Annotated in this window: 11 protein-coding genes; 1 reads left to right on the top strand and 10 read right to left on the bottom strand. The window is 35.2% G+C overall.

The features are described from left to right. Positions 1-300: 300 nt before the first annotated feature. The 10 genes from resC to ACLBXA_RS15565 form a co-directional block, all read right to left on the bottom strand. Positions 301-1,458, bottom strand: coding sequence for a cytochrome c biogenesis protein ResC (gene resC, locus ACLBXA_RS15610; RefSeq protein ID WP_000250089.1), 1,158 nt, complete (start codon positions 1,456-1,458; stop codon positions 301-303). 14 nt (positions 1,459-1,472) lie between these two features. Beyond that, entirely contained in the window at positions 1,473-3,098 is a 1,626-nt protein-coding gene (resB, locus tag ACLBXA_RS15605) for a cytochrome c biogenesis protein ResB (RefSeq protein WP_000910521.1), read from the bottom strand. A gap of 121 nt (positions 3,099-3,219) precedes the next feature. Then, entirely contained in the window at positions 3,220-3,741 is a 522-nt protein-coding gene (gene resA, locus ACLBXA_RS15600) for a thiol-disulfide oxidoreductase ResA (RefSeq protein WP_000742193.1), read from the bottom strand. Positions 3,742-3,847: 106 nt separating this feature from the next. Beyond that, positions 3,848-4,576, bottom strand: a complete 729-nt coding sequence (gene rluB / locus ACLBXA_RS15595; protein WP_000440553.1) for a 23S rRNA pseudouridine(2605) synthase RluB — start codon at positions 4,574-4,576, stop codon at positions 3,848-3,850. A gap of 289 nt (positions 4,577-4,865) precedes the next feature. After that, on the bottom strand, positions 4,866-5,396 hold the full coding sequence (gene spmB / locus ACLBXA_RS15590; protein ID WP_000029514.1) for a spore maturation protein SpmB: 531 nt from the start codon (positions 5,394-5,396) through the stop codon (positions 4,866-4,868). Next, a complete protein-coding gene (spmA, locus tag ACLBXA_RS15585; RefSeq protein WP_000247810.1) occupies positions 5,393-5,989 on the bottom strand; it encodes a spore maturation protein SpmA in 597 nt (198 codons plus the stop codon). Before spmA ends, spmB begins: the two co-directional genes overlap by 4 nt. After that, positions 5,982-7,106 (bottom strand): D-alanyl-D-alanine carboxypeptidase family protein, encoded by a 1,125-nt coding sequence (locus tag ACLBXA_RS15580; protein WP_001252627.1) that lies wholly within the window; start codon positions 7,104-7,106, stop codon positions 5,982-5,984. The genes spmA and ACLBXA_RS15580 overlap by 8 nt, the downstream gene beginning before the upstream one ends. Before the next feature lie 112 nt (positions 7,107-7,218). Then, positions 7,219-8,133: a superoxide dismutase gene (locus ACLBXA_RS15575; RefSeq protein WP_001075736.1), complete on the bottom strand. Its 915-nt coding sequence runs from the start codon at positions 8,131-8,133 to the stop codon at positions 7,219-7,221. A gap of 105 nt (positions 8,134-8,238) precedes the next feature. Further along, on the bottom strand, positions 8,239-8,730 hold the full coding sequence (locus ACLBXA_RS15570) for a YpuI family protein (RefSeq protein WP_000067555.1): 492 nt from the start codon (positions 8,728-8,730) through the stop codon (positions 8,239-8,241). Positions 8,731-8,752: 22 nt separating this feature from the next. Continuing rightward, positions 8,753-9,142, bottom strand: coding sequence for a hypothetical protein (locus tag ACLBXA_RS15565; RefSeq protein WP_000584359.1), 390 nt, complete (start codon positions 9,140-9,142; stop codon positions 8,753-8,755). A 182-nt stretch (positions 9,143-9,324) separates the two neighbouring features. Here ACLBXA_RS15565 and mprF point away from each other — a divergent pair, with 182 nt between their 5' ends. Continuing rightward, on the top strand, positions 9,325-11,904 hold the full coding sequence (gene mprF, locus ACLBXA_RS15560) for a bifunctional lysylphosphatidylglycerol flippase/synthetase MprF (protein ID WP_000010842.1): 2,580 nt from the start codon (positions 9,325-9,327) through the stop codon (positions 11,902-11,904). The last annotated feature ends 1 nt before the right edge of the window (position 11,905 follow it).

Raw genomic sequence — 11,905 nt, 5'->3', positions numbered from 1 at the left:
CTACCCGCTGCGTACTCTCACCTCAGCGGTTCACACCTACCCTTCTTTACTATTATGTTGCGCTATTCTCGTTTATTTAAGCAATCTTCTAAATGTTTCACTTCCCATATTATGCTTCACAAGAATAATAAATTTTGTTCAATTTTTTTCCAAAACTATGTATTTTTTTTGAACAGTATATAATGTCCTCGACATCATTTTACAAAATCAACCGCTACTTTGTCATGTTTTTCTCAAAAAAGAAGAAAAGTTGACAAAAATAAAATAGGAAAGTGACATGCACTCTCCTATTTTATTTCTCTATGCATATGAATGTAAACCGGCAATAATTAAGTTTACTACAATAAAGTTAAACATAATAATTGCAAAACCAATTACTGCAAGCCAAGCTGATTTCTCTCCATGCCACCCTTTAGATAATCGTAAATGTAGTACTGCAGCATAAAAGAGCCACGTTATAAGTGCCCAAACCTCTTTCGGATCCCAGCCCCAAAAACGCGTCCACGCTATTTGAGCCCAAATCATTGCAAAAATTAACGCTCCTAATGTGAAAACTGGGAATCCAATTGCAATAGATCGATATCCGATTTCATCTAGTAAATCACTATTCGTATTCTTTACTAACGGCTGAAGTGCCGCCGATACTCGCTTCCGTAAAACAAGCCTTAATACAATATAAAGTAATGTTCCAACTAACACTGACCAAATAACAGTATTTAATTTTTTCGCATTTACAATCGCTGGAACTTCAACTACCGGTTCTAATTTATTTTCTGTCTGTAACTTCCCTTCATGCGGTCCTACTAAAGCTGGAAGATTGTACTTCATTTCCAGTTGTTGTTCATTTTTATCAACCCATTGAAACTTCGCTTCATATTTCATACTAGAAAATACCGTTGTTACTCCAATAAATCCAACTGTACAAACAAGCGTAAACACTACCGTCTCTAGCCAAAATGTCCGTTTACTTCTCGTTGATTGATCTACATTTTTTAATAAATACATGACGCCCGTAATAAAACTAATCGCTAAAATTGCTTGTCCTGCTGCTGCAGTCGTCACGTGAATATGTAACCAATTACTTTTTAAAGATGGAATAAGCGGAGATATTTCCCTCGGAAACATACTTGCATAGGCAATTAATAAAAGCGCAACTGGTAATGCAAATAGTCCAATTATACTTACGCGGTACATAAAATACATTACAATAAATGCTCCTACAAGCATCATGCCGAAAAATGTACCGAATTCAAAAAAGTTACTAACTGGCGCATGCCCTGATGCAATCCACCTTGTAACAAAATATACTGTTTGTGCTATAAACCCTAAAATTGTAATTGTTATTCCTACATTTGCCCATTTATGACCCTTTTCTTTAATGGCTCCACCAAAAAATAGAGTCGCAATTAAATATAAAATAAATGCGGTAAAGAGAAAGTTACTACTTATTTGCACCATATCGTTTCCCCACCTTAACTAATTTTTTTATCGATTACTTTATCATTTGGCTGTGGAATTGCTGTACCTTCTATTACTCTTTCAATATCTTTCTTTAAACCGAACCAATTTTTATTCGTATGCCCTGCAATCCACCATTCATCATTAACACGTTGTATCCAAATACGGCGATGATTCCAATACATACCTTGAATGACACCAACCATAAATATAAATCCTCCAATACCGAGAATCCAAAGCGTTAAATCTTTTCTTACAGTAAGTGCTGTTGCATTTTGCATTTCAACACCCGCAAACGACATTTTATATTTGTTGTTTCCATCAGGTTCTATATTTTGCTGAATACCAACAAAACTCACTTCACCATCTGGTGTTTCAGGTGTAAACATTTTAAATACAAATGCAGGATTGTTCGGTAATTTCGTTTTTGTATTCGGTTTTCCATTCTCATCAAAATAAAAATCAGGAAAATAGCTTAATAGTTCTAGAGAATAACCATTTCCTAAATCATATTTTTCCTTAGGATTCGTTAAATCTACTTTAATCGGTCCCCATTTTTGATTATTTTCTTTATTTTGCAAGTTGAAGGACATACTTTTAAATTCACTTTCTTTATAATCCACTTGATACACTGCAAATTGATCAAATTTCAGTGGTTCATTTACTCGAATTTCCGCTTCTTTTACTTTTTCCAACTTTGGTTTTTGCCCTGCTATATTTTCGCCCACAGCTTTATATAATACAGCATTCGTTTGGAAGTTTTTCGCAATCATTTTATCGCCTACACGATCAATCGCTTCCTCAAAAACTTCCTTGTCCTTACTTTTATCATAAACTTCTTTTATAAATTTCTCGTTTTTTAAGTAGTATTGTCCATCCGTCCCTGGTATTTCTTTCGTTTCACCATCACGTAACCAAAGTGCTTCGTCTACGTACATACTCGGTAAAAAACGAAGCATCGCACCGAATAAAAAGATAATAAGACCGATATGATTTACATATGGACCCCAACGCGAGAAGCGTCCCTTTTCTGCTAAAACGTTTCCGTCTTCCACTTTCACGTTATAGTTTCTTTTCTTTAAATTCTTTTGCACTCTTTCCAGGTCACCATCTTGCGGTGTACCAGTCCCATATAATCTCTGTCTCTTTAAAAAACTAGGATGTCTTTTTACGCCTTGCTTTTTTAAAGCTTTATAAAGTGGAATAACGCGGTCTAAACTACATATCACAAGTGAAATACCGATAGAAGCAATCAAAATCATATACCACCATGAACCGTATAAATTATTAAATCCTAATTGATAGTATAATTGCCCTAAAAATCCGTATTCTTGCTTATAATATTCAGCTGGTGCAATCCCTGGAGTTATGTACATTTCTTGCGGAAAAATAGTTCCTATCGCTGATGCAGCTAAAGTTATTACGATTAGCCATACACCGACTTTTACAGAAGAGAAAAAGCTCCAAATTTTATCGACTATCGTTTTTGTTTGCGTGAGAGATCTCCGTGCACTCCCCTCATAGCGCATATCCAATAGTTTTGCATTTTCATTGCTTTCAAATGGTTTCCCGCAAGCTTCACAAAAAACGGTTCCTATCGGATTAACATGTCCACATTCACATTTAATTTCTTTCAACACTCTCACCGCCCCTGTATCTATATGTACTATTGTATATTCTAACCTCGAGTTACCGCAATACTCAGAATTTTTAAATCAGAGGCACTATAGACACGCACCTCTTATGTAAAGGCTTTCTTTATTACGGAGTAATTTTCTTTAAATACTCTTCTAACTGTTCTTTCGTTTGTTCACCTATAATTTGCTCCACTACTTTTCCATCTTTATCAATCAAAAAGCTTGTCGGTAATGGACCTACTCCATATGTTCCTATAATCTTTTGTCCTTTATCAATAGCAACTGGGAATTTCAAACCATATTGGTTCACAAAGTTCTTTACTGCAATATCCGTTTCATCTGCATCTAACGCTATGATTTCAACGCCTTTTTCTTTATACTTTGGATATAATTCATTCATATAAGGCATTTCTTTTTCACAAGGTTTACACCACGTACCCCAAAAGTTTAAAAATACACCTTTTCCCTTTAAATCTTTTAGTTCAATTTTCTTCCCTTCTAAATCTGTCACAACAAAGTTAGGTGCTTCTTTTCCGATTTGCATTTTCTCTTTATTAGCAAAGAATCCTTGATAAAGGGTAAATCCTACAGCACCACATAAAATGAGTAGAATAATAACGCGAAATAATAAGCGATTTTTCTTCATATTACCTCTCCTCTCCTCGGTAAATGTTATGTATTATCTTCTGTAAATGTTGTATTGAATAAATCACCAGCAGAGCACTCCACTGGTGAATTTTTAACTCTATAGCTTATCTTGGCTTTGTAGAAGCAAGCGCGCGTAATTGTTTCACCTCATGTGGTGTCAATTCTCTCGCATCACCAGGTCGCAGGCTTCCTACTTCTAAGAAAGCATAACGTTCACGTTTTAATTTCACTACTTTACAGTCTAACGCTTCAAACATACGACGTACTTGACGATTACGTCCTTCATGAATTGTTAATTGTACAATAGCCATCTCTTTACGCTTGTCCCAAGAAATAATTTTCACATGTGCTGGTGCTGTTTTACCATCTTCTAATGCAACACCGCGTTCTAACATGCGAATTTTCTCACCTGTTAATGGGCCTTTTATTTTTGCAACATACGTTTTTTCAACTTTATATTTAGGATGCATTAATATATTTGCGAAGTCCCCGTCGTTTGTCATTAATAATACTCCTGACGTATCATAATCTAGACGTCCGATTGGGAATAAACGTTGTGTAATTTCAGGGAAAAAGTCTGTTACAACACTTCTACCTTTATCATCTGATACACTTGAAATTACACCAGTTGGTTTATATAGTAAAAAATAAACAGGTTCTTCTTTTTCAAGAGGGATGTTATTTACTTCTACTTTATCTTGAGGAGTTACTTTTGTTCCTAACTCTTTCACTATTTTTCCGTTAACTTTCACTTTTCCTTGCTGAATTAATTCCTCAGCCTTTCTTCTCGATGCAATACCTGCTTGCGCAATCACTTTTTGTAATCGTTCCATTTCTTTTTTTCACCTCGAATTTATCTTACCTTACATTAGAAAGACTTGGCAACCGCATACGCTTTACGGTTATTCGCTCCATCTCCCTTAAACAACATAGCGATGATATTAAACATATAAAGGTCAAATCATGTTTTTATCCTTTATTATTGTCCATATTTTTCATATTTCTCACAATAAAAGTTCATCATTTTGTCAAAAATACTGCATAAAAAAACCACTATTAAGCTACACCTTAATAGTGGTCGTATACGTATTATACGCGAAATAGCATAAAAAATGAATAGCTTTACTGAAACAATAGGGAAACAAAGACAATCGAGCAAATAATTCCGATTAAATCTGCAAAAAGACCTACTTTTAATGCATCTCCCATTTTTCTAATACCAACAGCTCCGAAGTATACTGTTAAAATATAAAAAGTCGTATCTGTACTCCCTTGCATCGTAGAAGCTAATCTCCCAATGAATGAGTCTGGCCCATATGTAGCAATTAAATCAGTCGTAATACTTAGACCAGCAGAACCTGAAATAGGACGTATTAGTGCTAATGGAACGATTTCTGCTGGAACGTGAATTAAATCTAGCATTGGCTTCATTACTGATATCATTGCATCTAGCGCACCTGACGATCGGAATATAGAAATAGACACAAGCATTCCAACCATAAACGGTAAAATGGAAATTGCAATTTGAATCCCTTCTTTTCCTCCCTCAACGAACGATTCATACGTCGGCACTTTCTTTATCGTGCCATATAAAAGGATAAAACCAATTACACAAGGGATTACCCATAAGGAAATTGTATTTACAATACTCATTTTTTCCGCCCCTTTCTACTCCTTCTTCGGTAAAAATAGCGGTCAATCCAAATTGCTCCAATCATAGAAAGTACTTGTGCAATAAATGTTACCCCAACAATTTCAGTAGGATTGGCTGATTCATATGTCATTCGAATTGAAATGACTGTCGTAGGAATTAATGTAATAGCTGATGTATTTAATGCTAGAAACGTCACCATAGAACGGCTCGCCGAATCCTTTCCTCCATTTAACTCTTTTAGTTGTTCCATCGCTTTAATACCAAGAGGGGTTGCTGCATTACCTAGACCAAAAAAGTTTGCCATCATATTTGATAGAATAAATCCCATGGACGGATGATCCTTTGGTATTTCTGGAAACAACCTTTTTACTATCGGCATAAAAAGTGAAACTAATTTTTTTAACAATCCGGCTTCCTCTGCAATTTTCATTAAACCAAGCCAAAATACTAAAACACTAATAAGTCCTATACAAATCGTTACTGCATCTTTTGCTCCGTCAAATACAGCCTTATTCACTTCTTCCATCGTTCCATTTATCATGGCGTATACAATCCCAATGACAGCCATCGCTACCCATACGAGATTAACCATTGTTCCCAACACCTATCATGTAAGAAAAAATTTCTTTCACATTATTCCAGTAAAGTCCCGTTGTAGCTACTAACTTCCGTTTACTATAAAATAAATTCCGTTCTCCAACTTTCTCATTGCCAACATAAACATCTGTCTTTCCAACCTTTACTCCATCCTCAAGCGTTATACTTTTATCCAGTTCAACTTTTAATAATACGTTCTTTCTTTCCTCTTCAGTTAACGGCACGGAAAAACTATTTTTCGTATAAACATGGTTGGCATACTTCTTTTCATTTATTTCAGCAATTGCTCCTTGTCCTAAAACTTTCGTTTGCTTGAAACGTTCAAATCCTTTATCAAATAGATTCATATGATCATCCCAATCACTAGAAGCACTCAAAGTTACGACAATTAAATCTAGTCCATCTTTTGATGCCGTTGTAACAAGCGTTCTTCCTGCTTTCTTCGTAAAGCCTGTTTTTCCTCCTGTTGCAAATTCATAATAAGACGTTACCAACTTATGTTTATTTTTCCACGGGTAATCCCAAGAATCGGATTTATACGTTTTTGTTCCAAAGATTTTTTTAAATGACTCGTTTCCCATTGCATACTTCGTTAATAACGCCATATCGTAAGCCGACGAATAATGTGATCCATCTCCATCTAAACCATGAGGGTTTGAGAAGTGAGTATCTTTCATTCCAATTTCTTTCGCCTTTTCATTCATTAAATATACGAATCCATCTATACTCCCACCCACACTTTCAGCAATTACTTGCGCTGCGTCATTACCAGATCTAAGCATGAGTCCGTATACTAAATCTTCTAACTTCACTTTTTGTCCAGGCTTTAAATAGATTGCTGATCCTTCCACCCTCACCGCTTCATTGCTAACTGACACCATTTCTTTCATCTTCCCTGATTCAGCAGCTAACAAGGCAGTCATAATTTTTGTTATACTAGCAATTTTTTGAGGTTCATGTTCTGCTTTTCCGTATAATACACGACCAGACTGTTGCTCCATTAATACAGCATTTCGAGCACTGACATTGCTGTTCATCTTTGCATATGTAGGAATCGGCATAACGCTTGCGTACATAATAAGAAGCGTAATGATTACACAAATTCGTCTCATATTTCCCCCCACGTCCTTTTGGCACTTTTTGTACAAGTGTATGCTTGGCCTTTTAAAATATGAACGAAATCTTCCTTCTGCTTCCATTAAAAAAGACGCAGAGAATTTGCGTCTAATATGGTGTCCATTCAATTTGTTTCGCAGTTTCAAACCTTTTTTCTACATCAGGCCAATTTACAACATTCCACCAGTTTTTAATATATTCATCTTTTCGATTTTGGTATTGTAAATAATACGCATGTTCCCAGACATCTAGTACAAGGAGTGGTATCGTATCCCATTGTGTAAATAATTGATGAAGTGTACTTTGCAAAATTTCTAACCTTCCAGACCGGGGCACCCAAACGAGAATTGCCCAGCCTGAACCTTCTACTTTAGAGGCCGCTTCTGTAAAATGTTTTTGGAAACGTAAAAAGCTCCCAAAATCTTGTTCGATTTGTTGTGAAAAAGCACCTCTTGGACTCCCACCACCGTCTTTTTTCATGTTATTCCAAAATATCGTGTGTAAGTAATGACCTGACCCATGAAAAGCCGCTTCTCTTTCCCAATGCTTAATTAAATCAAATTGATTTGTTTTTCTCGCTTCTTCCATCATCTTCTCTGCTTTATTTAATCCTTCCACGTAACTCCGATGATGTTTATCATGGTGTAACATCATAATTTCTTTAGAAATATAAGGTTCTAACGCATTATACGGATAAGGTAATGGCGGGAGTGTATGTCCTCCAATTGGAACAGCTCGTTCGCTATCCCCTCTTTCATATAATTCATATTCCTCTTCTTCTTGCATAAATACTTCCTGCAAGTGATGCTGAATATGTTCTACATCATCACTTATTTCATACATAAACTCTGCATCTGTTTCATACTCATGCTCTTTCATACGCTCTAACAACGCCTGAATTTTATAAGCAAGCATATGGACATCATACACTTCCATTGCGCGGCTATCTAATACGTGAAGAACACTTTCACACCAATTTTCTACTTCATGAAAGTAATCTGTAAATACACCTTGCTGATTCATGTTGCACCTCCCTAATGCTATCCACTTAACTATATTCAATGAAAATCCCTTATATAACTGTACAAAAGGAAAAGAAGCTAAGTCACCTTAGCTTCTTTTCCGCAATCAATATTTGTGTAACATCTTTGTCTGATAATCCGTCTCATAATATTCTAGTTCTTCACGCATCAATTGAAATTTACCTTCTAAACTCTTCATCACTTGCCCCAAAGATGCAGGTGGTGTTTGTTGAAAAACGATAGAATTTTTTCCTGTATATGCAGACCGACTATTTTCATACCAATAATCACTCTTTGGTGAAAAAAACTCTGCAATTACTTGATGGTAAATCTTATATAAAATTTTTTCAGCTGCTGTTTTTCGAAATGGCTGACTATTCAACAAAACAAAACATGCATCATGTCCTTCTTCGCAAAAAACGAGAAGTCGTCTCATTGATGCTAATAACCCTTTATAATATTGCTCATTCCCTGCTGGTGTTTCCTCTAATAAAGAAGGCAACGTATGATAATTTACATAATTGGTTATCAAATTAATAGCATCTTCTAAAAATATAGAAACTTGTTCTGTTTGATTTTCAACCATCAAATTAGACATTTTTTCTCTCTCCTTTGCCATTTCACGCTATTTCTACTCTTTTATTTTTATGTAATTCAGCCAATATTTCTTGTACTTTCGACACCGTTCCCTCATCAAAATATTGTTGAAATTCTTCCAGGTTATTTAAATACAAACGTTTTTGCGCACGAAGTTCCCTATCCTTCACTAAACAACATATCGCTACAATATCGCGCAAATATATGTTTTGTTCTTCTACTTTATACACTGGATTTCCTTCAAAAGGAGTAATTTCTTGTAAAACTTCTTCAAAATATCGAACGTATAAAACCGAAAAAGTTTTCTCTTTATCATTTAATATATATGTCACTTCAGATCTGTTAAAAAAATCTTCTGATGTATTAGGTTTCGCCTTTTCTAACTCATATCCTACATAACCTTTTATAATCATATACTCCCCTCCACCTTCTTTCATCTTATTCTAACTTAATTTTCTGATAAACAAAATATTCTTTTAAATATACCTATATAAAAAATAGCTCCCCTATACAGGAATTTACCTTTTTATTTTTCTTGAAGTTTGTCATAATAATATTATTGTCTCAGTTTTCTTATACAAGGAGAGTTGTATTTATGTCGTTTTCATGGAAACGTTTCTTACAAATCGGGAAAATTATCTTCCCATTTGTTGTATTAACAATTGTATTCTTTCAAGCAAAAAAAGAATTAGCGGGCATTTCTTTTTTAGAAGCGATTGATACAATTAAAAACATTCCAACTGGAGGAGTCTTTTTAGCAATTACACTTGGTGCATTCGCTGTATCAACAATGTTCTTTTATGACTATGTTATGCTTCGTTACTTAAAAGCTGATATCCCTGTCCAAAAGATTTTCCGTATCTCGTGGATTGCTAATACTTTAAATGGATTTATCGGGTTTGGTGGTCTAGTTGGAGCTGGCGTACGCACAATGCTTTATCGTCCATACATAAAAGAAAATGGAAAACTTATTAAAAGTATCGCTTGGATGACAACTGCCTTTATTAATGGATTAGCCATTCTTTCATTTCTTGGTCTTATCGGAATATTAGACACGAGATTTATTTTGCATGAAAAACCATGGCTATGGCCTGTTCTTATCTTCTTTGCTCTTTTCGTCCCTATATATATCGGATTTTCTAAATTAAAAAATAGAAAAGCGATGCAAACAGAGGGACAAGAAGAAGAGGAGAAAAACCCAACTGTTTTATACTCATTAGTTTCATTAGTCGAATGGGTATCTGCTGGTATTGTTATGTACGTCATATTACTATTATTTGGCATTGAAATCGAATTCCAAAAGTTTTTAGGCGTATATGTCATTGCTGCTTTAGCTGGTGTCGTTAGTCTTGTTCCTGGTGGTCTTGGATCATTTGATCTTGTCTTCTTAACTGGGCTTGGGCAATACGGCATCGATACAGGTGTTTTGCTTCCTGCTATGTTATTATATCGTCTCGTCTATTACATCTTACCATTCTGCCTTGGTCTCATTTTTGCAGCTTTTGAAATGACAGGAGTAGCCATTAAAAAGTTTGAAGATAAACCCTTTATTGCGCCTGCATTAGAGACAACTGGTGTTATATGGACTTTGCAGCGTGACTTTCTAGGAAAGTTAGGTTCTTGGGCATCTGCTGCTTTAACAGTATTTGCTGGCTTAATGGTTATTTTATCAACTATTCTACCGACAAGTATAAATCGGGCACACGCCTTACATATTCTAGCTCCAAAACATCTTATTCAATTTTCTTTTAGCTTATCGCTAACATTCGGTATTCTCCTCCTCATTCTTTCACGAGGGATATATTACGGAACAAAACGTTCTTATTATATGACGATTGTTTCTTTAATTGGAGCGGCTATTTTTAATACACTAAAAGGAATTGATGTTGAAGAAACTTTTATTTTATTAATCGTACTCGCTGTATTGTATATGCTTCGTAAAAGGTTTGTACGTGAGAAAATGGAAGTCTCACTTTCCGATATCGTAAAAGTTTTTATATTCCTACTTGTAACGTTATATTTATATAAAAACTTAGGTATTTTATTTGCAAGTGCAAAAGAAGCTTTCCAACCTGATTTTGTCGTTCGTAATATTACACAAGTGAAACGAAGTGCATTAGCAGCTGCCTTTTTTGTTCCTACTTTTTTACTAATTGGTTCACTCATTGCAAATCGTTATCGAAATGAATTTCCCGGGCAACCAGCTAATGATAAAAGATTACAAAACTTCTTAGATGAACATGGTGGAAATGTACTTAGTCATTTAGGTTTTTTAGGAGATAAACAGTTCTTTTTCAGTAGTGATGGAAAAGCACTCATTCTCTTCTCAATAACTGGAAAACGACTTATTGTACTAGGTGATCCAATCGGGGACCCTTCCTCCTATCGTACTGTATTGCAAGAGTTTTTAGCTGAGGCTGATCGATTTGGATACATTTGTGTATTCTACCAAATTGAAAGTAAATGGATGAGTTTATATCACGATTTTGGTTATAACTTCTTTAAGCTCGGTGAAGAAGCTGTTGTTGATTTAAATACATTTACAATAACAGGAAAGAAACGCGCTGGCATGCGAGCTACTTTCAACCGTTTTGAAAGAGAAGGCTATACATTCTCTATTCATGAGCCACCTTTCTCAGACGAATTATATGAAGAGTTAAGAAAAGTTTCAGATGCATGGCTTGGTGGAAAAAAAGAGAAAGGTTTTTCACTCGGATACTTCGATCGTGAATATATTAGTCGCGCTCCCATTGCAACATTATCTGATGCGGATGGAAAAATTATTGCATTCACAACATTCATGCCCGTATATCAAAACGGATCATTATCTGTCGATTTAATGCGATATTATCCAGATGCGCCTAGCGGCATTATGGACGCAATTTTCATCCACTTATTCCAATGGGCAAAAGAAAATGAATACCACTCCTTTAATATTGGTATGGCACCACTTTCAAATGTTGGTTTATCCACACAGTCTTTCTGGTCTGAACGAGTGGCTGCTGCAATCTTTAATAACGTTCGTTATACGTATAGTTTCAGCGGATTACGACATTTTAAAGAAAAATATAAACCAGCATGGAGCGGTAAATATTTAGCATTTAGGAAGAATCATTCTTTACCAATTACAATGCTCTCTGTAACAAAATTAATAGGAAAAAGAAAAAACAGCTAAA

Source organism: Bacillus sp. D48C (assembly GCF_053345735.1).
This window is presented reverse-complemented; position numbering and strand designations above follow the sequence as displayed.